Annotated in this window: 19 protein-coding genes; 5 read left to right on the top strand and 14 right to left on the bottom strand. The window is 72.1% G+C overall.

All coding sequences use genetic code 11. The annotated features are described in order from the left end of the window. Nucleotides 1–80: 80 nt before the first annotated feature. Together ACWTPI_RS26605 and ACWTPI_RS26610 are read right to left on the bottom strand one after the other, a co-directional pair. Nucleotides 81–1,025, bottom strand: coding sequence for a LysR substrate-binding domain-containing protein (locus ACWTPI_RS26605; protein WP_059411741.1), 945 nt, complete (start codon nucleotides 1,023–1,025; stop codon nucleotides 81–83). Then, on the bottom strand, nucleotides 982–1,383 hold the full coding sequence (locus ACWTPI_RS26610) for a hypothetical protein (RefSeq protein ID WP_454733216.1): 402 nt from the start codon (nucleotides 1,381–1,383) through the stop codon (nucleotides 982–984). Before ACWTPI_RS26610 ends, ACWTPI_RS26605 begins: the two co-directional genes overlap by 44 nt. A gap of 127 nt (nucleotides 1,384–1,510) precedes the next feature. Here ACWTPI_RS26610 and ACWTPI_RS26615 point away from each other — a divergent pair, with 127 nt between their 5' ends. Beyond that, nucleotides 1,511–1,981: an Lrp/AsnC family transcriptional regulator gene (locus tag ACWTPI_RS26615; protein WP_020203375.1), complete on the top strand. Its 471-nt coding sequence runs from the start codon at nucleotides 1,511–1,513 to the stop codon at nucleotides 1,979–1,981. Between the two features lie 8 nt (nucleotides 1,982–1,989). Here ACWTPI_RS26615 and bluB read toward each other — a convergent pair whose 3' ends face one another. The 7 genes from bluB to ACWTPI_RS26650 all read right to left on the bottom strand — a co-directional run bounded on the left by bluB (nucleotide 1,990) and on the right by ACWTPI_RS26650 (nucleotide 8,098). Next, the gene (gene bluB / locus ACWTPI_RS26620) at nucleotides 1,990–2,655 is read right to left on the bottom strand and encodes a 5,6-dimethylbenzimidazole synthase (RefSeq protein WP_454733217.1); all 666 of its coding nucleotides are present in this window, start codon (nucleotides 2,653–2,655) and stop codon (nucleotides 1,990–1,992) included. Nucleotides 2,656–2,686: 31 nt separating this feature from the next. Next, nucleotides 2,687–3,106: a type II toxin-antitoxin system VapC family toxin gene (locus tag ACWTPI_RS26625; RefSeq protein WP_059411739.1), complete on the bottom strand. Its 420-nt coding sequence runs from the start codon at nucleotides 3,104–3,106 to the stop codon at nucleotides 2,687–2,689. Continuing rightward, nucleotides 3,103–3,348 carry a FitA-like ribbon-helix-helix domain-containing protein gene (locus tag ACWTPI_RS26630; RefSeq protein ID WP_454733218.1) on the bottom strand — a complete coding sequence of 82 codons (246 nt, stop codon included), beginning with the start codon at nucleotides 3,346–3,348 and terminating at the stop codon, nucleotides 3,103–3,105. Before ACWTPI_RS26630 ends, ACWTPI_RS26625 begins: the two co-directional genes overlap by 4 nt. 52 nt (nucleotides 3,349–3,400) lie before the next feature. Further along, the gene (gene metC, locus ACWTPI_RS26635; RefSeq protein WP_454733219.1) at nucleotides 3,401–4,633 is read right to left on the bottom strand and encodes a cystathionine beta-lyase; all 1,233 of its coding nucleotides are present in this window, start codon (nucleotides 4,631–4,633) and stop codon (nucleotides 3,401–3,403) included. Nucleotides 4,634–4,642: 9 nt separating this feature from the next. Beyond that, nucleotides 4,643–5,638 (bottom strand): Bug family tripartite tricarboxylate transporter substrate binding protein, encoded by a 996-nt coding sequence (locus ACWTPI_RS26640; protein WP_454733220.1) that lies wholly within the window; start codon nucleotides 5,636–5,638, stop codon nucleotides 4,643–4,645. 102 nt (nucleotides 5,639–5,740) lie between these two features. Beyond that, on the bottom strand, nucleotides 5,741–7,354 hold the full coding sequence (locus ACWTPI_RS26645) for a rhodanese-like domain-containing protein (RefSeq protein WP_454733221.1): 1,614 nt from the start codon (nucleotides 7,352–7,354) through the stop codon (nucleotides 5,741–5,743). A gap of 156 nt (nucleotides 7,355–7,510) precedes the next feature. Further along, complete coding sequence (locus ACWTPI_RS26650; protein ID WP_454733222.1) at nucleotides 7,511–8,098, bottom strand: hypothetical protein; 588 nt, start codon at nucleotides 8,096–8,098, stop codon at nucleotides 7,511–7,513. A 137-nt stretch (nucleotides 8,099–8,235) separates the two neighbouring features. On the opposite strand from ACWTPI_RS26650, the gene ACWTPI_RS26655 reads away from it, so the two are divergent. After that, nucleotides 8,236–9,099 carry a LysR substrate-binding domain-containing protein gene (locus ACWTPI_RS26655; RefSeq protein ID WP_020206541.1) on the top strand — a complete coding sequence of 288 codons (864 nt, stop codon included), beginning with the start codon at nucleotides 8,236–8,238 and terminating at the stop codon, nucleotides 9,097–9,099. Between the two features lie 13 nt (nucleotides 9,100–9,112). On the opposite strand, the gene ACWTPI_RS26660 is transcribed toward ACWTPI_RS26655, so the two are convergent. Then, nucleotides 9,113–10,669, bottom strand: coding sequence for a methyl-accepting chemotaxis protein (locus tag ACWTPI_RS26660; RefSeq protein ID WP_059411735.1), 1,557 nt, complete (start codon nucleotides 10,667–10,669; stop codon nucleotides 9,113–9,115). A 320-nt stretch (nucleotides 10,670–10,989) separates the two neighbouring features. On the opposite strand from ACWTPI_RS26660, the gene ACWTPI_RS26665 reads away from it, so the two are divergent. Next, a complete protein-coding gene (locus tag ACWTPI_RS26665) occupies nucleotides 10,990–14,037 on the top strand; it encodes a transglycosylase domain-containing protein (protein WP_454733223.1) in 3,048 nt (1,015 codons plus the stop codon). Between the two features lie 15 nt (nucleotides 14,038–14,052). Here the strand turns inward: ACWTPI_RS26665 and ACWTPI_RS26670 are convergent, their stop codons facing one another. Together ACWTPI_RS26670 and ACWTPI_RS26675 are read right to left on the bottom strand one after the other, a co-directional pair. Beyond that, nucleotides 14,053–14,232: a hypothetical protein gene (locus ACWTPI_RS26670; RefSeq protein ID WP_454733224.1), complete on the bottom strand. Its 180-nt coding sequence runs from the start codon at nucleotides 14,230–14,232 to the stop codon at nucleotides 14,053–14,055. A gap of 142 nt (nucleotides 14,233–14,374) precedes the next feature. Then, a complete protein-coding gene (locus ACWTPI_RS26675) occupies nucleotides 14,375–15,508 on the bottom strand; it encodes a DUF1275 domain-containing transporter (protein ID WP_059411733.1) in 1,134 nt (377 codons plus the stop codon). 325 nt (nucleotides 15,509–15,833) lie between these two features. Between ACWTPI_RS26675 and ACWTPI_RS26680 the strand changes: the two genes are divergently transcribed. Further along, nucleotides 15,834–16,718 (top strand): GntR family transcriptional regulator, encoded by an 885-nt coding sequence (locus tag ACWTPI_RS26680; protein WP_454733225.1) that lies wholly within the window; start codon nucleotides 15,834–15,836, stop codon nucleotides 16,716–16,718. Between the two features lie 182 nt (nucleotides 16,719–16,900). Here ACWTPI_RS26680 and ACWTPI_RS26685 read toward each other — a convergent pair whose 3' ends face one another. After that, nucleotides 16,901–17,038: a hypothetical protein gene (locus ACWTPI_RS26685; RefSeq protein WP_454734063.1), complete on the bottom strand. Its 138-nt coding sequence runs from the start codon at nucleotides 17,036–17,038 to the stop codon at nucleotides 16,901–16,903. Between ACWTPI_RS26685 and ACWTPI_RS26690 the strand changes: the two genes are divergently transcribed. Continuing rightward, nucleotides 17,013–18,311: an aminotransferase class III-fold pyridoxal phosphate-dependent enzyme gene (locus ACWTPI_RS26690; RefSeq protein WP_454734022.1), complete on the top strand. Its 1,299-nt coding sequence runs from the start codon at nucleotides 17,013–17,015 to the stop codon at nucleotides 18,309–18,311. The genes ACWTPI_RS26685 and ACWTPI_RS26690 overlap by 26 nt on opposite strands. Nucleotides 18,312–18,330: 19 nt before the next feature. Here the strand turns inward: ACWTPI_RS26690 and ACWTPI_RS26695 are convergent, their stop codons facing one another. Then, nucleotides 18,331–20,904 carry a sensor domain-containing protein gene (locus ACWTPI_RS26695; RefSeq protein WP_082079504.1) on the bottom strand — a complete coding sequence of 858 codons (2,574 nt, stop codon included), beginning with the start codon at nucleotides 20,902–20,904 and terminating at the stop codon, nucleotides 18,331–18,333. Nucleotides 20,905–20,933: the final 29 nt, after the last annotated feature.

Below are 20,933 nucleotides of genomic sequence, written 5' to 3' on the forward strand. Positions count from 1 at the left end.
CCAATACTGGCAGCGGGCGGCACGCGCGACAAAGGAAAAGAATTCGGCTGCGCGTGAGGCGGGCTCACCTGTGCCCGCGCTCAGCGCAGGGCCGGCGCCGGTGCCGCCGGTTGCGCGACGGGCTCCGCGCAGGCCCGCGCCTCGGCCAGCAGCCATTGCCGGAAGCCGGCGAGATCGGGCCGGCCCCGGGTCTCGGCGGCGCCCTCGGCGCTGACCAGCCAGTAGGCCGTGCGCGCGGCCAGCGGCGGCGCGCCGAGCGTGACCAGCGTGCCGGCGGCCAGTTCGCGGTCCACCAGCGGCCGCCGTCCCAGCGCCACGCCCAGGCCCGCGGCGGCGGCTTCCAGCGCGAGCTGGATGGTGTCGAAGCGCAGGTTGCCGGCCGGCGCCGCGTCCGGCATGCCGGTGGCGGCCAGCCATGCGGGCCAGTCCTCGCCGGCGGTGTCCACATGGATCAGCGTGGCCAGGCGCGGATCGAAATGGCCTTGCGCGTCGAGCGTGCCGGCGCGGCAGGCCGGGCTGCATACCGGCAGCAACTGCTCGCCGAACAGGCGGTCCCACGCCGTGCCGGGCACCGGCGCGCGGCTCATGCGGATGGCGAAGTCGAAGCCGTCGGCGGGGAATCCCACCAGCCGCCGCGAGGTATCCACGGTCACGTTGACGTCCGGCCAGCGGCGGCGGAAATCGTGCAGGCGCGGCAGCAGCCAGCGCGACGCCAGCGTCGGCGCGCAGCTCACGGCGATGGTGCGCCCGGCGCGGCGGTCCGGCAGGCGCTGCGTGCCGGTGGCGATCAGCGCGAAGGCCTCGGAGATGTAGGCCAGGTAATCCGCCCCGGCCGGGGTCAGCGCCAGCCCGCGCGGCTCGCGCACGAACAGCGCCACGCCGAGCGCCTGTTCCAGGCCGGTGATGCCGTGGCTGACCGCGCTCGGCGTCACGTTCAGCTCGGCGGCGGCGAGCTTGAAGCTCTGGTGCCTGCCGGCGGCTTCAAAGAAGCGCAGCGCCGAGAGGGGTGGAAGACGAAGCGGCATGAGACGTTCCCGAGGGCAGCCTGTTGGCGGCCTGAGGATACCGAGCCGGCGCGGCGGCGGCAAGCGCGGGGGCGGGCGTAGCCGCGGCGACCTCGCGCACTTCCAGCACGTCCACGCCGTTCCCGAGCCGCCTGACGAACAGGTCCAGCAGGTCCGCGTCCGCGGCGGCGACCGACAGCGTCAGCGCCCACGGCGCGGCGGCATCGAAATCCATGCCGGCCAGGGTCAGGCCGGTGCGGCGGGCATTGGCGAGCGTCCATTCGATGGCGCCGAAGACATCGCCGCGGTCGAGGCGCAGCGCAAGATTCAGGGTGGGCATGGGGAGCATGGCGGGGCTGGAAAGCGGCGTCGGATTCATGCGACAAATTTACCAGCGGCGGTGCGGAATGGGCTTCTTTATTCCCTGCCATTCCCACGAATATGGAGATGGATTATCCGTGAATGATAGGATCATGGGTGAATCCTTCTTTCGGTCACGCAAAGTCATGGCAAGCTCTCCCAAACTCGACGAAACCGACCGCCGCATCCTGCGCGCGCTGCGGCGCGACGGCCGGCTCTCCAACCTCAAGCTCGCGGAGCAGGTCGGCCTGTCGCCCACGCCGTGCTGGAACCGCGTGCGCGCGCTGGAAGACAGCGGGGTGATCGAGGGCTATGCGGCCTTGCTGAACCAGAAGGCGCTCGGCCTGCCCGACACCGTGCTGATCGAGGTCACGCTCGACCGGCACGACGACGACATGCTCGACCGTTTCGGCGAGGCGCTGGCCGAATTGCCCGAGGTGATGGAGGCCTACCTGCTGACCGGCGAGTACGACTACCTCATCAAGGTGGCGGTCGCCGGCACCGAAGGCTACGAGCAGTTCCTGCGCCACAAGCTGTACAAGCTGCCCGGCCTGCGGCACAGCCATTCCACCTTCGTGCTGCGCACCATGAAGCGCGAGCCCTCCGTGGCGCCTTGAGGCGCGGCTCAGGACGCCGGCGCGTCCCAGCCGTCCGTGGCCACGAACGCCGCCAGCGGCCGGCCGTGGCGCCAGTTCTCGATTTCCAGCATCGGCGCCGGATAGAACGCGCGCACCGGCCCCAGGCACAGGATGGCGATGGGCTGCGCGCCCGGCGGCATGCGCAGCCGCGCGGCCAGCGCCTCGGGCGCGAACATCGAGACCCAGCCCATGCCGAGGTTTTCCGCGCGCGCGGCCAGCCACAGGTTCTGGATCGCGCAGGCCGCCGAGCACAGCGCCATCTCGCGCGGCATGGTGCGCCGGCCGAACACCGTGCCGTCGTCCGGCGCCAGCGCCACCACCAGCAGCTCCGCGCATTCGCGCACGCCTTCCACCTTCAGCCGCAGGAACTCGGCATCGCGCTCGCCCAGCGCCAGCGCGGTCCGCTGCCGCTCGGCCTCGACCAGCGCGGCGATGTCCTCCCGCACGGCCGGATCGGCGATGCGAATGAAGCGCCAGGGCTGCATCAGGCCGACCGAAGGCGCCGCGTGCGCGGCCCGCAGCAGGCGCAGCAGCACGGCTTCGTCCACGGTCGCGCCGGCGATGAAATGGCGCATGTCGCGGCGCGCCGCCACGAGGTCGTAGAAGCGCTGCTGGTCGTGGGGCGTGAAGACGGCGTCGGCGTGGTCGGTCATGGGCGGATGCAGGTGGGCAGGCAGGTCCCGCTCAGTCGTGCCACGGGTTGACCACGGTCAGGCCGATGCCGCCGAAGTCCTTGCCGTTGCGGGTGGCGAGCACGGCGCCGTGCCGCAGGCAGATCGCCGCGATCTGCGCGTCGGCCATGCTGATCGGGCGGCCGGCCCGGGTGCGCATGGCGACGATCTCCGCATGGCAGCCCGCGGCCTCGGCGTCGAACGGCAGCACGGCGCCGGTGAATTCCGCGTCGAGCATGCCGGTCGCCGCCGCGTAGAGCCCGGCCTTGCGCCGGCCATCCGCGAGCAGGGCGATGCCGGTGAGCAATTCGGCGACGGTGACGGCCGTCACCGCGAAGGCCTGCTCGGAAGCGCGGTCCAGCCACGCGACGACCGCCGCGTCCGGCGCCGCGCGCATGAGCTCCGACAGCACGTTGGTGTCGAGGACGATCATTCCGGCAGGTCCGCCGCGCGCGGCGGCTCGTCGCGGGGAGGCAGCGGCACGCCCGGGTCGGACAGGTGCGCGAAATGCGTCCGGATCCGGCTGCCCAGCCCCTCCGTGCGAGACGGCTTGCTCAGCGCCTGCCGCAGGATGGCGCGCACCTCTTCTTCCATCGAGCGCCCGTGCTGGGCGGCTTCGAGGCGCAGGCGCGCCTTGAGCGCCTCGTCGATATTGCGGATTGTCAGCGTTGCCATGCCGGCTCCCGTGCTTGCGTTGCATGCAATGCTAGCACATGGGCGGCGCGTGTCATCGGTGCTGTTCGCCGCCGCCGCCGCCGTCGCGGTCGCGGTCGATGCCGTATGCGGCCATCCGCGCCATCGCCTCGAAGCCCCGCGCGAGGTCCGCGATCAGGTCGTCGCTGTCTTCCAGCCCGATATGCAGCCGCACCACCTGTCCGCGCGCCGACCAGTCGGTCACGCTGCGCGCGCCGCGCATGTCGGCGAGCACCGCCAGGCTTTCGAAGCCGCCCCACGAGGCGCCGATGCCGAACAGCGCGAGGTTGTCGATGAAGTGCCCGGCGGCGCCCGGCGCGGCCTCGCGCAGCGCGAACGACAGCAGCCCGTTGGTGCCGTGGCAGTCGCGCCGCCACAGCGCGTGGCCCGGGTCGCCGGGCAGGGCGGGGCAGAACACCTCGGCCACCTCGGAGCGCGCCTGCAGCCAGCGCGCCACCGCGAGCGCGCCGCGCTCGTGCTGGGCCATGCGCGCGCCGAGCGTGCGCATGCCGCGCTGGACCAGGTAGGCGTCGTCCGGGCTGACGGCGATGCCGAAGGCGTCGGCCACGCCGGCCAGCGCGGGCCAGGCGGCCTCGGTGGCGCAGACCGTGCCCATCATCACGTCGGAATGGCCGGACAGGTATTTGGTGGCGGCCATCAGCGAGATGTCGGCGCCGAGCGCCAGCGGGCGGTAGAGCAGGCCCGAGCCCCAGGTGTTGTCGGCGGCGACCAGCGCGCCGTGGCGGTGGGCGATGCCGGCGATGGCGGGCAGGTCGCACATCTCGTAGGCCAGCGAGCCGGGCGTTTCCACGTAGACCAGCCGCGTCTCGGGCCGCAGCCGGGCTTGCAGGTCGTGCCCGTCGCCGGCGTAGAAACTAGCCGCGATGCCATGCTGGGCGAGAAAACCCGTGGCCAGCCTGCGTACCGGCTCGTAGACGCAGTCGGGCAGCAGCACGTGTTGGCCCGGGCGCAGGCAGGCCAGCAGGGTCATGGCCGCGGCGGACAGGCCGGTCGGAAACAGGCGCGTGCGGTAGCCGCCCTCGAGTTCCGTGACCATGTCTTCGAGCGCGAAGGCGGTCGGGGTGCCGCGCGCGCCGTAGGTAAACAGGCGCTCGCTGCCGCGCCGGCCGCGCATCTCGCGCATCTGCGCGGTGGAATCGAACAGCACCGTGCTGGCGCGCACCAGCGGCGGATTGACGGGCCGGCCGCCGTCCACGGCGGTGGCGCGGCCGCCGTGGACGAGGCGGGTCAGGGGGCGGTGTGTCATCGTCGGGCCTCAGTCCACGTGCGCGCCGGACAGCTTGACGATCTGCGACCAGCGCGCGATGTCGCCCTTGAGCTGGGCCGCGAACGCATCGGGCTTGCTGGCCACCACGTCGCTGCCGCCGTCGTTGATGAGCTTGACCACCTCCGGCATCTGCAGCACCTGCACGATGGCGCGGTTGAGCAGGGCGATGCGCTCGGGCGAGGTGCCGGCCGGCACGAACACGCCGTACCAGTCCTCGAAGCGGGCATTGCGGTAGCCGAGCTCTTCCAGCGTCGGCACCTTGGCGAACACGCCCAGCCGGCGCGGGCTGGTGACGGCCAGCGCGCGCATGCGCCCGCCCTGGATGAAGCCCGCCACCGACGAGGTGGAGGTGATCAGCACGTCCACCTGGTGGCCCAGCAGGTCATTGATGGCCGGGCCTGCGCCTTTGTAGGGCACGTGCTCCAGGGCGACGCCGCTGTCCTTGTCCAGCACCACGCCGACCAGGTGCGAGAGCGTGCCGTTGCCGGGCGTGGCGAAGGTGATCTTGTGCGGCTGGGCCCTGGCCTGCGCCGCCAGTTCGGCAAAGCTCTGCCACGGCGCGTTGGCGGCCACCACGATGGCCAGGGGCGCGGCGTTGATCTGCGTGACCGGCGCGAACTGCTTCACCGGGTCGAAGCCGGGCGCGCTGTAGAGCGAGGGGTTGACCGCCATCACGGAGACCTGCGAGGTCAGCAGGGTATAGCCGTCCGGCTTGGACTCGGCCACGAAACGCGTGCCGATATTGCCGCCGGCGCCGCCGCGGTTGTCGGTCACGGCGGTCTGCCCCAGCACCTCGCCCAGGTGGGTGGCGACGATGCGCGTGACGGCATCGTTGCCGCCGCCGGCCGGGAACGGCGAGACGATGCGCAGCGGCTGGGCCGGAAAGCCGCCGACGGGCGCGAGCGGCTGGGCCGCCGCGAGGCCGGCGCACAGCACGGCGGTGGCGGCGAGGGCGCCGGCGAGGACTTGCGTGGGGCGAGACATGGGGACCTCCTTTTCTGGCTTTGGGCGTGGAGCGATGTCTGAAGCGAACAAGTGGACGAGTGGACGAGCGGACGAGCAAAAACCGCGACCCGGCGCGGCGGATCAGGCGAAGCGGAAAGTGGCCAGCTCCTGCTCGTCGAGCTGGCCGATCAGGTTGGTCTCCCACGCCAGGTAGCGGCGGGCGGCTTCCTTGTTGCCGTCGTGGCGGTCGTGCACGAAAAACAGGAAATCGATGCAGCGCGCGTCGGGCAGCACCGCCGCGCCGGCATCGTCGGCAAGCGCCAGGCCGGCGGCCTGCCACGCCCGCATGCCGCCGTCGAGCAGGCTGACGTCGCCGAAGCCGAGCGCGGCCAGCTCGGCCGCGGCGAGCAGAGCCACGCCGTCTTCGTCGCCGATCAGCGCCAGCGGCATGTCGCGCGGCACGCCGGCCAGGTCGCGCGCCAGCACCGGGCGGATCGACCAGCGGCTGCCGGGCACGTGGCCGGCGCGGTAGGCCATGCTGGGGCGCACGTCGAGCGCCAGCAGCCGGCCCGCCGCCAGCCCCGCGGCGAGGTCGCGCGCGCCGATGCGCGGCAGCGCGCCGGCCGGCGCGCGCGGGCCGGCGGACGCGGCAAGCCCCGCCGCCAGCGCGGCGCCGAGCCCGCCTTCGAGCACCACCGCGTCGTGTCCCATCTGGCGCAGCCAGCTTGCCGCCACCGGGGCGCGCACGCCGTCGGCGTCGATCAGCACCAGCCGCGCGCGGCGCACGCCGACGTACTGGTCGGTGGCCTGGACCAGCTGGCCGCCCGGCGTGTTCTGCGCGCCCGGCACCGAGCCGGCGGCGAATTCCTCGGGCGTGCGCACGTCGCACAGGTAGGTGGTGCGCGCGGGGTCGCGCAGCCAGCCATCGACCTCGCCGGCGCCGGCGTGCGGCACCGCGAAGCGCGTGGCCAGCGCGCGGGCCGCGGCGCGCGCCTCTGCCAGCCCCGCCGGCGCGGCATTGTCCGGATAGCGCCGCGTGCCGCCGTGCTCCAGCGCGAAGTCGTTCAGGTACCAGCCCTGCGTGCCGTTTTCCAGCGCGAACACCGGGTTGGGCACGCCGAGGTTGATCAGCGTCTGGGCGCCGATGATGCTGCGCGTGCGCCCGGCGCAGTTGATGACGACCGGCGTGGCGGGGTCGGGCACGAGGTCGCGCAGCCGGTAGGCCAGCTCGCCGTTGGGGCAGCAGACGGCGCCGGGGATGTTCATCTTGCGGAATTCGCTCGCGGGCCGCCCGTCGAGCACCACCGGCGGGCGCTCGCCGGCCAGCATCGCGGCCAGCTCCGGCGCCGACACGCGCGGCGTGCCGTAGTGATGCTCGGCCAGCTCGCCGAAGGTCTTGGAGGGCACGTTGACGCCCGCGAACAGCGCATGGCCGGCGGCCTGCCAGGCCGGCACGCCGCCGTCGAGCACGAACACGGCCGCATAGCCCAGCCCGGCCAGCGCCCGCGCCGCGCGCGCCGCCACGCCGTCGCCGTCGTCGGCCAGCACGATGCGCGCGGCCGCGTTGGGCGCCAGGCGGCCGATCTCGAGCTCGAGCCGGCTGTATGGCAGCGGCACGGCGTGGAAGGGATGGCCTTCGCCATACTGGCCGTGCTCGCGGACGTCGAGCAGGGCGATTTCGCCGGGGCCGTGCAGCCAGGCCTTGAGCGTGGCGGGATCGACCAGGGCGGGATGGGCGGAAAGTGGCTGGGGCATGCGGTTGGTCCAGGCAAGAAGGGGGCCTGCCTCGTGGCCGCGCGAGCGCGGGAGGCAAGGGGAAATGCGTCGTAACGGGAAAAGCGGGGAAAGCGGGAAGCCCCGGGGCGGGCGCGGGCCGGCGCGACGGCCCGGCCCGGTGCTGCCCGGCGGCGGTCAGCGGCGCGTCTTGACGCCCACGTTCATGATCTGGCAGCGGCCGGTTTCGAGGTCGAAGGACAGGCGCTCGGTCAGGGTCTCCAACGAGCGGCCGTACATGTGCAGGTGGCGGATCACGCTGTCGCCGCGGATCTCCACCGAATGGATGTCGTCGGGCAGCAGCGCGATGCCGCTGCCCGGCCCGACCTCCACCGTGCGCGCGTGCGCCAGCGTGCCCACGCCCGGCTGGCTGCCGTCGTCGGTGCGCAGGTAGACGTCGTTGAACTCGGTGCCGACCACGCCGGCCACGCAGGCCCAGGTGGTGTGGTTGTGCGGCGGGATGCGCTTGCCGGGCCGCATCACGTTCAGGTACAGCGCGAAGGTCTGGTCGGCGTCTTCGGCGATCAGGTAGCGGGCCTGGCGCTCGCCGTCCTCGGGCGGCGCGAACTCGTCCTGCGCCCACAGTTGCGGCTGGGCCGCCAGTTGCTTGACCTGGCCCAGCACGGCGTCCAGCGAAGCGCGGGTGACGCCGCCGGCGGCGACGATGTCCTTGATGGAACGGATGGCGTCCCCAACGGCTTGCTGGCGTTGTTGTGCGATCGACATATCTCTAGAATCCTTGCTCAGTCTTATGGTTCTCGGGTTTGCGGGGCGCTCGGAGGCGTTGTCTGGCCTCACTTTAATGAACCTTGCCGGCCAAAACCACTTAATCACCGATAAAAACACTTAAGCAAGTCTGATGAATGCGTAATCTCGACCTGGACCTGCTGCGCACGCTGGTGGCCATTGCCGACCGCGGCACCTTCGGCGCCGCCGCCGAGCACCTGCACCGCACGCAGTCCGCCGTGACCCAGCAGATGCAGCGCCTCGAGGAGCAGGTGGCGCTGCCGCTGTTCGAGCGGCAGGGGCGCGGCAAGCAGCTCACGCGGCACGGCAACAAGCTGGTGGAATACGCGCGCCAGTTGCTGGGCCTGAACGACGAGGCGCTGCGCGTGCTGCGCGAAGGCGACCTGACCGGCTCGCTGCGCATCGGCGCGCCGCACGACGTGGCCGACACCATCCTGCCGCCGCTGCTGTCGCACATCGCGCGGGCGTCGCCGGCGCTGCGGCTGGAGATCCACGTGGGGCGCAGCCCGTTCCTGATGGAGTCGCTGCGGCGCGGCGAGATCGACCTGACGGTCTCCACGCGCGAGGACGCCAGCCTGGACGGGCTGGTGCTGCGCACCTCGCCCACGATCTGGGTGTGCGCGGCGGATTTCGCCTACGAGGCGGGCAGCCCGGTGCCGCTGATCCTGGCCGACGAGCCCAGCCTGTTCCGCCGGCTGGCGCTGGAAGCGCTCAAGGAAGCCGGCGTGCCGTGGCGCTCGGCCTACCTGGCGCCGAGCCTGATCGGCATCAAGGCGGCGATCCGCGCCGGGCTGGGCATCACCGCGCGCAGCATCGACCTGCTCGGCGCGGACATGCGCGTGCTGGGCGACAAGGACGGCCTGCCGCGCCTGCCGGACGTGACCTACTACCTGTGGGCGCGGCCCAACGCCGCCAACCCGGTGGCGCGCCAGGTGTTCTCGATGCTCAAGACCACCTTGCAGCGCGGGCTGGCGGCGTAGCCGGGCAGGGGGCTCACGCGGCCGGCGCCAGCCGGAACGCGCCCACCGCCTCGGCCAGCTGGCGCGCCTGCGTCTCCAGCGAACCGGCCGCCGCCGCGGCCTGCTCGACCAGCGCGGCGTTCTGCTGGGTGACTTCCTCCATCTGCGTCACCGCGCGGCTGACCTGCACGATGCCCGCGCTCTGCTCCAGCGAGGCGGCCGAGATGTCCTCCACGATGCGGGCCACGCGCTGCACGGCCTCGACCGCCTCGTTCATGGTGTGGCCGGCCTGCGCCACCAGCGCGTTGCCGGCGGCGACCTTGTTGGCCGAGTCGTCGATCAGGTTCTTGATCTCGCGCGCGGCCTGCGCGCTGCGCTGCGCCAGCGCGCGCACCTCGCCCGCCACCACCGCGAAGCCGCGCCCGGTCTCGCCGGCGCGCGCCGCTTCCACGGCGGCGTTGAGCGCCAGGATGTTGGTCTGGAAGGCAATGCCGTCGATCACGCCGATGATGTCGGCGATACGCTGCGAACTGCTGCTGATGTCGCCCATCGTCTGCACCACGCCGCGCACGTCGTCGCCGCCGCGCGTGGCCAGCCGGGCCGCCTCGGCGGCCAGCGCGCTGGCCTGGCGCGCGCTTTCGGTGTTGTTGCCCACGGTGGAGGTCAACTGCTCCATGCTGGCCGCGGTCTGCTCGAGCGAGGCGGACTGCTGCTCGGTGCGGCCGGACAGGTCGGCGTTGCCGGCGGCGATCTCGCGCGCGCCGATGTTGACCGAGTCCGAGCTGGCGCGCACCTGGCTGACGGTGCGCGTGAGCGCCGCCTGCATGCGCGCCACGGCGCCCAGCACGCGGCCGACTTCGTTGCCGCTGGCGGTTTCGGCGCGCTGCGTGAGGTCGCCCTCGGCCACGCGGTCGAGATGCTCGGCGGCGGCGGCCAGCGGCGCCACCACGAAGGTGCGCAGGCCCAGGTGCACGGCCACGATCAGTGCCAGCGAGGCACTGATGCCCACCGCCACCAGCTTCACCACCAGGCGGTAGCGCGTGCCGCTGGTCTCGGTCTCGTGCAGCGAGAGCGCGCTGGCCTGCTGCTGGAATTGTTCCAGCGCGGTGGAGAAGTCCGCGCCCGAGCGCGTGATGTCCTGGTCGTTGATGGCCGCGTAGGCGGCCGGGTCGCCGGCGCGCAGCGCGGCCGCGGCGCGCTCGATGGCGCCGGCGTGCTGCTGGGCGGCCTGCGCGAGCTGGCGGCGCTGGCCGTCGGCCTCGCCGTCCTGCGCGGGCGCGGCGGCGAAGCGCTGCATCCGCTGCGCCGCGCTGCCCAGCGACTTGGCCGCCGCCGCCAGCGCGTCGGCATTGACGCCGCCGCCGCCTTCGCGCGCGGAGGCGTAGGCGCGCGAAAGCGCGGCGCGGGCGCGCGTCATGTCCTTGTAGGCGTCGTTGAGCAGCAGGGTGCTGGCCGAGAGTTGCTGTACGCGCACCGTGGCCTGGTTGGCGGCGCCGAGCGCGAACACGCCGACTACCGCGCCGAATACGATCATCAATGCAAACGTCACCAGAATGGCCAGCAGGGCAATGCGTACGCTCAGGTTTTTCATCTTCGCGGCAGTTATGAAATTGGGATGTCTACGCTAACGGACTGTCGGGCCCGGACTTGACGCGCGCGGCGCCGGATATTGAGCAAGATCAAATCCCGGCCCGGGCCATCGCCGCGTTCCGCGTCCAGGCGCCCGGCGCGCGGCCGGCGGCCATGATGCTGCACGCGCACTTTGTGCGTCAGGCCGCATTAGTCTAGGGTATACGTTGTGACGGAGGCGCCCGATTGGTGCCATCGTTGCCAGCAGGCGGCCAGTGCTGGCCGACGCGCCGGGCATGCCCCGGTTTCCTTGCGGGACGGACCTGAAAGCGGACCTGAATCGTGCGACGACGTCTCTGGCCCAGGCTCGTGATGCTGGCCCTGCTGGTGGGGGGCGGCTATGTCCTGTACGCGGTCGTGGCCGAGGAGCTGTCCACCTCGCGCCTGCAGGCCCGCTACTTCTCGGCGCGCGTCAGGGACGCGGGCTACGCCGACGCGGCCGGGCCCAGCGACCGCATCCGCTTCCCCGACGACGGCCCCTACGACCTGCGCTTCGGCTACAGCCGCCTGCCGCAGTTCACCGAGCTGCTGGAGGCGCGCGGCTACAGGCGCGAGCGCCAGGCGCGCTGGTCCGCCCGCCTGCTGGAGATCACCGACTCCGGCCTGTTCGCGCCCTACCGCGAGAAGACCCGGGCCGGCCTGGCGCTGCTCGACTGCAACGACCAGCCCTTCGGCGCGGCGCCGGCGCCGGACCGCGCCTACGCCAGCTTCCGGGACATCCCGGCGGTGCTGGTGAATGCCTTGCTCTACATCGAGAACCGCGACCTGCTCGATCCCGAGTTCCCCACCCGCAACCCCGCGCTCGACGTGCGCCGCTTCACGCGCGCGGCGATGGACCAGGGCGTGCGCCTGTTCAACGACCGCCACGAGGCGCCCGGCGGCAGCACGCTGGCCACGCAGATCGAGAAGTACCGCCATTCGCGCGCCGGGCGCACCGGCTCGCCGCACGAGAAGCTCCGGCAGATGGCGAGCGCGTCCATGCGGGCCTATCTCGACGGGCCGGACACCATCGGCGCGCGCCAGCGCATCCTGCTCGACTACCTGAACACGGTGCCGCTGTCGGCGCGCGCCGGCGTGGGCGAGATCAACGGCCTGGGCGACGGGCTGTGGGCCTGGTACGGCCAGGACTTCGGCGAAGCCAATCGCCTGCTGGGCGCGGCCGGCATGGGGCCGGGGCCGGGCAGGGGCCCGCTGCCGGGCGAGCAGGGCGCCACCCAGGCGCGCGTGTTCAAGGAGGCGCTGTCGCTGATCATCGCGCAGCGCGGGCCGTCGCATTTCCTGCGGCGCGACACCGCCGCGCTGGCGGCGCTGACCGACAGCTACCTCCGCCTGCTGGCCGCCGCCGGCGCCATCCCGCCGTGGCTGCGCGACGCCGCGCTGGCCCAGCCGCTCAGGCTGCGCGGCGAGGACGCCGGCGCGCAGGACCGCCCGGAGATCTCCTTCGTCTCGCGCAAGGCCATCAGCGGCGTGCGCACCGACCTGCTGCGCTATCTCGGCCTGGGCAGCAGCTACGAGCTCGACCGCCTCGACCTGACCGCCCACAGCACCATCGACACCGGGCTGCAGCGCGTCGTCACCGATGCGCTGCTCAAGGCCGGTACGCGCGACGGCGCCCGCGCCACCGGGCTGTACGGCCGCAACCTGCTGCGCGACGGCGACGACCCCGGCCGGCTGGCGATCAGCTTCACGCTGTACGAGCGCGCCGGCGGCGCCAACCTGCTGCGCGTGCAGGCCGACAACCTCGACCTGCCGTTCGACCTCAACCGCGGCGCGCGCCTCAACCTGGGCTCCACTGCCAAGCTGCGCACGCTGGTGACTTACCTGGAAATCCTCTCCGAGCTGCACGAGGCGTTCTCCGCCATGACGCCCGCGCAGCTCAAGGCGGTCACGCCGGCCAGGCTCGACGCGCTCAGCCTGTGGGCGCAGAACTACCTGCTGACGCAGCCCGACAAGAGCCTGCGCGCGATGCTGGAGGCGGCCATGCTGCGCAAGTACTCCGGCGGCGCGGGCGAGGCCTTCTTCACCGGCGGCGGCCTGCAGACCTTCTCCAACTTCGAGCGTTGGGAAAACCTGAAGATCATGCCGGTGCGCGAGGCCTTCGAGCATTCGGTCAACCTGGTGTTCGTGCGCCTGATGCGCGACATCGTGCGCTACGAAACCTACCGGCTGCACCCGGACGCCGACGCATGGCTCAACAACCCGGCCGCGCCCCAGCGCCGCGCCTACCTGGTGCGCTTCGCCGACCAGGAAGGCAGCGACTACCTGCGCGCGTTCTACGGCAAGTACCGCGGCAAGACCTGGCCGGAGCGGTTCCGGCGCGCGCTGGAGAACCGGCGCTTCAGCCAGGTCGGGCTGGCGGTCACGCTGCGCAGCATCGAGCCGGACATGGACCTGGAACAGTTCGCCAGGATCATGCGCGCCACGCTGCCGAAGATCGCCAAGGCGCCGCTGACCGACGAAGCGCTGGCCAGGATGTACGGCAAGTACGGCCCGCGCAGCTTCAACCTGAACGACCGCGGCTACCTCGCGCGCGTGCATCCGCTGGAACTGTGGCTGCTGGACTACCTGCGCCAGCATCCCGACGCCAGCCTGGACGAGGTCCTGCGCGACAGCACCGCGCAGCGCCAGGAGGTCTACGCATGGCTGTTCAAGACCCGCAACCCGGGCGGGCAGACCCGGCGCATCCGCGGCCAGCTCGAACGCCAGGCCTTCGGCGAGATCGCGCGGCGCTGGCAGCGGCTGGGCTATCCGTTCGGCGCGATCACGCCGTCCTACGCCTCGGCCATCGGCGCGGCGGGCGACCGCCCGGCGGCGCTGGCGGAGCTGGTCGGCATCATCCAGAACGGCGGCGTGCGCGAGCAGGCCACCGCGCTGCGCCGCCTGGACTTTGCCGAGGGCACGCCGTATGCCACGGTGTTCGGGCTGGACATGCACGGCAAGCGCCTGCTGAGCGAGGACCTGGCGCAGGTGGTGCGCGCCGCGCTGGTGGGGGTGGTGAACTCGGGCACGGCCGGGTCGCTGCGACCGGCGCTGGCGGGCAGCGGCATCGTCGCCGGCGGCAAGACCGGCACCGGCGACCACCGCTACGAGGTCTACGGGCCGGGCGGCCGGCTGATTTCGTCGCGCGTGGTCAGCCGCTCGGCGACCTTCGTGTTCTTCCTCGGCGAGCGCTATTTCGGCAACGTCACCGCCTACGTGCAGGAGCCCTATGCGGCGCGCTACGCCTTCACCAGCGCCTTGTCGGTGCAGTTGCTCAAGTCGCTGGCGCCGGCGCTGCTGCCGCTGGCGCGCGACGGCGGCGCGCGCGTGCCGCTGGCCTGCCAGCACTGAACCGCCGGGCCGGGCTCAGTCCCAGCAGTGGCGCAGGGCGCTGTAGCGGTCTTCGGAGTCGCGCGCTTCGCGCTCGTATTCGGCGATGACCTGCAAGGTGGCGCGCTGAAGCAGGGACCCGGCGGTCAGCAGGGCCGCCAGATCGCGCAGGCCCTGCAGGCAGGTCACGGTGGGGATGTCGGCGTCTTGCTGCATGATGCGTTGCTGGCTCGGGACAGGCGGCTCGTGCCGCTCGATGATTCGAGTGTAGTGAGCCGCCGGGCGCCCGAATGCAAGGCAATGTGTCCGCGCCAACCTTTTGCCGGCCTTTTCGTGCCGGGGCCTGCGAGCCGTCACATCATGGCCGGCCGAAGTGGCGGGCAAGCAGCGCGCCGGTCAGCACGGTGACGCAGATCCACAACATCACGATCACCACCGCGGCGATCCGGCTGCGCGGGCGTTGCGCGGCGGCCACGGCGGCCGCGCGGTATTCGCGCATCAGCTCGGGCGGCACCATCCGCACCGCCAGCAGCACGCCCAGCGGCACCAGCACCACGTCGTCGAGATAGCCCAGCACGGGGATGAAATCCGGGATCAGGTCGAGCGGCGACAGCGCGTAGCCCGCCACCAGCAGCGCCACCACCTTGGCATACCAGGGCGTGCGCGGGTCGCGCGCGGCCAGCCACAGCGCATGTACGTCGCGCAGCACTTCGCGCGCCCAGACGCGGCAGCGCACCACCGCGCGCCGCAGGTGGCCGCGCACGTCGTCGGCCACCGGCACCACCGCCAGCGCCAGCAGCAGCGCCGCCAGCGCCAGCGTGGCGCTGAAGCCCAGGTGCTTGAACCCCAGCGCGCCGATCACGCCGCCGCCGAAGAACAGCCCCACCAGCGTGGCCAGCATGCGCAGCCGGGAGCGGTTGGCCAGCACCACCGGCTTGCCGGCGACGGCGCCGGTGGCGTTCCAGTAGAACAGCTTGCCGAGCTCGATGCCGATGTCGGTCACCATGCCGGTGACGTGGGTGGTGCGGATCTCGGCATTAGAGATCTTGGTGATCATGGCGTTCTGCAGGCCCATGATGAAGCACAGCACGATCACGGTGGCGGTGCCGAGCGCCCAGCGGTGCATCTCCAGGTTGCCGCCCATCAGGCCGAAGCACAGCAGCAGCACGGCCTCCAGCAGCAGCGGCAGCGCGTATTCGCTGTGCAGGTCCTCGCGCCGCGCCCAGTTGATCAGCACGGCCGAGGTGGCGGCGCCGGCCAGGAAGGACAGCAGCGCGCCCAGCCCCTCCAGGAACAGCCCGGCCTCGCCGAGCGCGAGATGGTCGGCCATCGCGGAGACGATGCCGCTCATGTGCGAGGTGTATTGCTGGACCGCGAGATAACCGCCGGCGTTGGCGGCGCCGGCGACGAAACTGAGGTAGCAGGCGAGCTGCCGGTTGGCTTGCGGACTGCGCTGGCGCCCGGCGAGGCTGCGCAGGTAAGGGATGGGCATGGCGACGGATTCCGTGAGCGGCCGTGGGTGGAGCAAGGTGCAATGGATGGAATGGTAATCCACGCGGCGCCGTGCCCGCGGCCGGCGGCCCGCCCGACACGCTTGCATGACGCGCGGCGAGGCCCGCGCGGGGCGCCGGACCGGCGCTTTCCGGGGCCAGCATGCGGCGAAATGGATATGTACTAAATTTGTTCAAAATACAACCAGGCTGCCGGCAATATTTGCGCGCGCCCGGCTTCGGGGCTACCATCGCGGCTCTCGTCCGGCCGTGCCGCTTGCGCGCCGGCACGGCTTGCGCCACCGGCGCCACCCGATCCCACTGTCCATGCCCGCTTCCAGCAAACCGGCCTCGCCGCTGCAGATCGACCTCGCGCGCCGCATCGCGCGGCAGGTGGCCGAGGGCGAGCTGGCGCCCGGCGCGCACCTCGCCGAGGAAACCCTGGCGAGCCATTTCGCGGTGTCGCGCACGCCGGTGCGGGCGGCGCTGCGGCTGCTGGCCGGGCACGGCCTGATCCGCTACCGCGCCAACAGCGGCTATTTCGTCGAGGCGCCGGCGCACGGCGCCGCGGTGCCGGACTTCGGCGAGTCCGGCATGGGCGGCGACGAGCTGTACCGCCAGCTGGTGGACGGCCGCGCCCGCAAGCAGCTGCCCGACACGCTGACCGAGAAGGAGCTGCTGCGCGCCTATCCGGTGTCGCGCAGCCTGCTGGCCAAGACCCTGACGCGCATGGTGGCGGACGGCCTGATCGAGAAGCGCGCCGGCCACGGCTGGCGCTTCCTGCCATCGCTGGAGACGCCGGAGGCGCTGGCCGAGAGCTACCGCTTCCGCATGATCGTGGAATGCGGCGCCTTGCTGGAGCCGGCCTTCGAGGCCGACAAGGCGCAGGTCGCGCGCTGCCGCAAGGCCTACGAGCAGGTCATCGCGGACGGCGGCGCGAGCCTGTCGCCGGCCGGGTTCTTCGCGCTGAACACGTCGTTCCACGAGATGCTGGCGCGCTTTTCCGGCAACCGCTTCATCGTGCAGGCGGTGCAGCAGCAGACCCAGTTGCGCCGGCTGGAGGAGCACGCCGCGTTCTACCGCGAGATCGACCTGGTCGAAGCCTGCCGCGAGCACCTGCAGATCCTCGACGCGCTGGAGCTGGGCGACCGCGAATGGGCGGCCGCGCTGATGCGCCGGCACCTGCTGAGCGCGCGCGCCCACAGCAACTGAGCGGCCGCGCCGCCGCTTGTCACGCGGCTTGTCACACGGCCTCCCTTCCTCCGAACGCATCGCAATGCGCGGCCGTGCCGGGCGCGGTCCGGCTATGCGCGCGCCTGTCCCGCCGGCATGGGCCGTATCCGTGCAACATTGTACTTTGTTAATATTTAGTACAAAATGGCCGGGACCGTGCCTTACCGCAACGCCACTTCGACGAGCCCCGCCATGACCGCCCACAGCGTATTGCCCGCTTCTGACTCCGCTTCCGCTTCCATTTCTGTCTCCGACGCCGATCCCGCCGCCGCGATGGCCGCGTACTGGATGCCATTCACGTCCAACCGCCGCTTCAAGCAGCAGCCGCAACCGCAGATGTTCTCGGGCGCCGACGGCATGTACTACCTGCGCCCGGACGGCAGCCGCGTGCTCGACGGCATGGCCGGGCTGTGGTGCGTCAACGCCGGGCACCGCCGCCCGGAGATCGTCGAGGCCATCGCGCGCACGGCCCATGAGCTGGACTACGCGCCGTCGTTCCAGATGAGCCACCCGCTGGCCTTCGCGTTCGCCGAGGCGCTGGTGGCCGAGGCGCCGGCCGGCCTGTCCAACGTGTTCTTTTCCAATTCCGGGTCGGAGGCGGTGGATTCGGCGCTCAAGATCGCGCTGGCCTATCACCGCGCGCGCGGCGAGCCGCAGCGGGTGCGCCTGATCGGGCGCGAGCGCGCCTATCACGGCGTGGGTTTCGGCGGGCTGTCGGTGTCGGGCATCGCCGGCCACCGCAAGCCGTTCGGCAACCTGCTGCCGTGGGTGGACCACCTGCCGCACACCTACGACCGCGCGGCGATGGCGTTCTCGCGCGGGCAGCCGGCGTGGGGCGCGCACCTCGCGGACGAGCTGGAGCGCCTGGTCGCGCTGCACGACGCATCCACCATCGCCGCCGTGATCGTCGAGCCGGTGTCCGGCTCCACCGGCGTGCTGGTGCCGCCGGTGGGCTACCTGCAGCGCCTGCGCGAGATCTGCGACAGGCACGGCATCCTGCTGATCTTCGACGAGGTCATCACCGGCTTCGGCCGCGTGGGCGCGCCGTTCGCCGCGCAGGCCTTCGGCGTGGCGCCGGACCTGATGACCAGCGCCAAGGGCCTGACCAACGGCGCGGTGCCGATGGGCGCGACGCTGGTGGGCGGCCATGTGTACGAGGCCCTCATGCAGGGCGCGCCGGGCAGCATCGAGCTGCCGCATGGATACACCTATTCGGGCCATCCGCTGGCCTGCGCGGCCGGGCTGGCGGCGCTGGACATCTACCGTCGCGAGGGGCTGTTTACGCGCGCCAACGATCTGGCGCGGCAATGGGCCGACGCGGCGCACGGCCTGCGCGGCCTGCCGCACGTGGCGGACGTGCGCAATATCGGCCTGCTGGCGGCCATCGAACTGGCGCCGCTGCCGGGCCAGCCCGGCCAGCGCGGTTATGCGGCGCACCTGGCCTGCCTGGCGCGCGGCTGCCTGATCCGCGCGGCGGGCGACACGATGGTGCTGTCGCCGCCGCTGGTCATCGCGCCGGCGCAGATCGACACGCTGTTCGGCACGCTGGCGGAGGTGTTGCGCGCATCGTGACGCGGGCCGCCGCGCCGGCCTAGCGCAGCGAGTGGTTGGGCTGCGGGGCCGCGCGCTCGGCCGGGTGCTGCGACTTCATCCACTGCGCCGCGGCGTCGGCATCGAGCGGGCGCGAGAACAGGTAGCCCTGGCCCATGTGGCAGCCCTGCGAGAGCAGGAACTGGCGCTGCGCGTCGTTCTCCACGCCTTCGGCCACCACCGCGAGCTTCAGGCTGTCGCCGATGCGGATCACGGCGCTGGCCAGTTCGCGCGCGGCGGCGTCGCTCTCCAGGTCGATCACGAAACTCTTGTCGAGCTTGAGCTGGTGCACCGGCAACTGGCGCAGGTAGCCCAGGCTCGAATAGCCGGTGCCGAAATCGTCCATCGACAGGCGCACGCCCTGCGCGTGGATCGCGGCGACGGTGGCGGCGATGCCGGCATCGTCCTCCATCAGCAGGCCCTCGGTCATCTCCAGCACCAGCGCGTGGGCGGGCAGGCCGTGGCGCGAGAGCGTCTCGGCCACGTCGGTGGCCAGCGCCGGGTCGCGGAAGCTGCCCGGCGAGATGTTGACGGAGATGGTCGGCACCGGGATGCCCTCGTGGCGCCAGGCGGCCAGCTGCGCGCACGCGCGCTCGAGTACCCAGCGGTCCAGCGTGCCGATCAGGCCGGCGTCCTCGGCCAGCGGCACGAAGCGGTCGGGCGGCACCTTGCCGAAATGCGGGTGGTGCCAGCGCACCAGCACTTCCAGCCCGTACAGGCGCCCGTCGCGCAGGAACACCTGCGGCTGGAAGTTGAGGTGGAGTTCCTCGTTGAGCAGCGCGTCGCGCAGCGCCGACTCCAGCGCCAGGCGCTCCTGCGCGGCCCAGTTCATCTCGATGCTGAAGAGGCGGAACAGGTTGCGCCCGGCCGCCTTGGCGTCGTACATGGCCATCTCGGCGCAGTGCAGCAGGTAGTCCAGCGTGTCGCCGTCCGACGGGAACAGGCTGATGCCGATGCTGGCCGAGGGCGCGATGCTGGCGTGGTCGATGCGCAGCGGCTGGCGCATCGCCACCAGCAGGCGCTGGCCGGTGGCGATGGTGCGGGTGCGGTCGGCGCCGGGCAGCACCAGCGCGAACTCGTCGCCCGACAGGCGCGCCACCAGCGCGCTCTCGCCGGCGTGGGCGACCAGGCGCTTGGCCACCTCGCGCAGCATCTTGTCGCCGCCGCTGTGGCCGAGCGAATCGTTGATGTACTTGAAGCGGTCCAGGTCGACGAACAGCACGCTCAGCGCGGCGCCGGCCTGGCGCGCCGCCAGCAGCAGCTTGCCGGCCTGGCGCTGCAGCTGGCTGCGGTTGGGCAGGCCGGTGAGGGAGTCGTAGTGGTCGAGCTGCTGGATGCGCTCGGCGGCGTCGTCGCGCTCGAAGGCCAGCTTGCACAGCCAGGCGCAGACTTCCACCACCTGCTGGTGGAAGGCGTCGGGCTCGCGCACGCTGCGGAAATAGAAGGCCAGCGTGGCCAGCACGCGGCCGTCGCCGGCCTTGATCGGGTACGACCAGCAGGCCGCCAGGCCCAGCGGCAGGGCCAGGTGGCGGAAGTCCGCCCAGCGCGGGTCGGTGGCGATGTCGCTGACCACCACCGGCTCGCCCAGCCAGGCGGCGGTGCCGCAGGAGCCCACCGCGGCCCCGACCGGCACGCCGTCGAGCGCCGCCGAGTACTCGGGCGGCAGCGCCGGCGCGGCCAGCGGGCGCAGGCGCCGCTCGCTGTCCACGCGCAGCACGGAGGCGACCACCGAGGGCGCCACGCGCTGCACTTCCTGGCAGATCAGCTCCATCACCGCCGGCAGCGGCTGATCCATCACCATCGCGTGCAGCACCTTGCGCTGGAGCAGCTCGTAGGTTTTCTTCTGCGTGATGTCGGACAGGATGACGATGCCGTGGTGGTGCCCGCCCACCGTGCTGACCAGGTGGCGCACCGTGACCGACACCCACAGCGGGCTGTTGCCGCGCGCGTAGATCAGCGCCTCGTGGCGCTCCACCGCGGGCGCGGCGCGTTGCGCCTGCGGGCGCCGCATGGCGGCGGGGTCGGTGAACTCGCCGGCCAGCACGTCGGCGGGCGTGCGGCCGAACATGTCGCTCGGCGCGTAGCCGAGCAGGCGCGTCAGGCCGGCGTTGACGTACACGATGCGCCAGTCGGTATCCACCACCAGCACCGCGCTGTCGATCTCGTCGGCGATCACCGACAGCAGCGGATGGTCGTCGCGGCCGACGCCGGCGCCGTCCGGCACCTTGACCAGCAGGGTGCGCAGCGCGGCGCCGCCCGGCGTGGCGACGGCTTCGGCCAGGAAGCCGAAGCGCCGGCCGCCGTCCGGGCGCAGCACCTGCACCGCCGGCAGCAGCTCGCCATGCTCGCCGGCCGGCTGCGGGCCGGCGCCGGGCAGCGGCTGCACCAGCGTGTCGACGTGCCGGCCGAGCACCTGCGTGCGGCAGGCGCCGCAGAGCGTCTCGGCCGCCGCGTTCAGGAAGATCACCTGGCCATCCGCGTCCACCACGAAGACGGCATCGGTGGCCTGTTCGAGCGAATTGCGGAATAGCAGATGGGGGTCGGCTATGCCGAGCGCTTTGTCTCTGTCTGGCATGGGTGAGGTAAACGTCGCTAACGACCGAT

This window comes from Cupriavidus ulmosensis (assembly GCF_977008105.1).

Coding starts and splice junctions, on each gene's coding strand:
- ACWTPI_RS26605 (WP_059411741.1), bottom strand. CDS start 1,025: ATGCCGCTTCGTCTTCCACCCCTCTCGGCGCTGCGCTTCTTTGAAGCC.
- ACWTPI_RS26610 (WP_454733216.1), bottom strand. CDS start 1,383: ATGAATCCGACGCCGCTTTCCAGCCCCGCCATGCTCCCCATGCCCACC.
- ACWTPI_RS26615 (WP_020203375.1), top strand. CDS start 1,511: ATGGCAAGCTCTCCCAAACTCGACGAAACCGACCGCCGCATCCTGCGC.
- bluB (WP_454733217.1), bottom strand. CDS start 2,655: ATGACCGACCACGCCGACGCCGTCTTCACGCCCCACGACCAGCAGCGC.
- ACWTPI_RS26625 (WP_059411739.1), bottom strand. CDS start 3,106: ATGATCGTCCTCGACACCAACGTGCTGTCGGAGCTCATGCGCGCGGCG.
- ACWTPI_RS26630 (WP_454733218.1), bottom strand. CDS start 3,348: ATGGCAACGCTGACAATCCGCAATATCGACGAGGCGCTCAAGGCGCGC.
- metC (WP_454733219.1), bottom strand. CDS start 4,633: ATGACACACCGCCCCCTGACCCGCCTCGTCCACGGCGGCCGCGCCACC.
- ACWTPI_RS26640 (WP_454733220.1), bottom strand. CDS start 5,638: ATGTCTCGCCCCACGCAAGTCCTCGCCGGCGCCCTCGCCGCCACCGCC.
- ACWTPI_RS26645 (WP_454733221.1), bottom strand. CDS start 7,354: ATGCCCCAGCCACTTTCCGCCCATCCCGCCCTGGTCGATCCCGCCACG.
- ACWTPI_RS26650 (WP_454733222.1), bottom strand. CDS start 8,098: ATGTCGATCGCACAACAACGCCAGCAAGCCGTTGGGGACGCCATCCGT.
- ACWTPI_RS26655 (WP_020206541.1), top strand. CDS start 8,236: ATGCGTAATCTCGACCTGGACCTGCTGCGCACGCTGGTGGCCATTGCC.
- ACWTPI_RS26660 (WP_059411735.1), bottom strand. CDS start 10,669: ATGAAAAACCTGAGCGTACGCATTGCCCTGCTGGCCATTCTGGTGACG.
- ACWTPI_RS26670 (WP_454733224.1), bottom strand. CDS start 14,232: ATGCAGCAAGACGCCGACATCCCCACCGTGACCTGCCTGCAGGGCCTG.
- ACWTPI_RS26675 (WP_059411733.1), bottom strand. CDS start 15,508: ATGCCCATCCCTTACCTGCGCAGCCTCGCCGGGCGCCAGCGCAGTCCG.
- ACWTPI_RS26680 (WP_454733225.1), top strand. CDS start 15,834: ATGCCCGCTTCCAGCAAACCGGCCTCGCCGCTGCAGATCGACCTCGCG.
- ACWTPI_RS26690 (WP_454734022.1), top strand. CDS start 17,013: ATGGCCGCGTACTGGATGCCATTCACGTCCAACCGCCGCTTCAAGCAG.
- ACWTPI_RS26695 (WP_082079504.1), bottom strand. CDS start 20,904: ATGCCAGACAGAGACAAAGCGCTCGGCATAGCCGACCCCCATCTGCTA.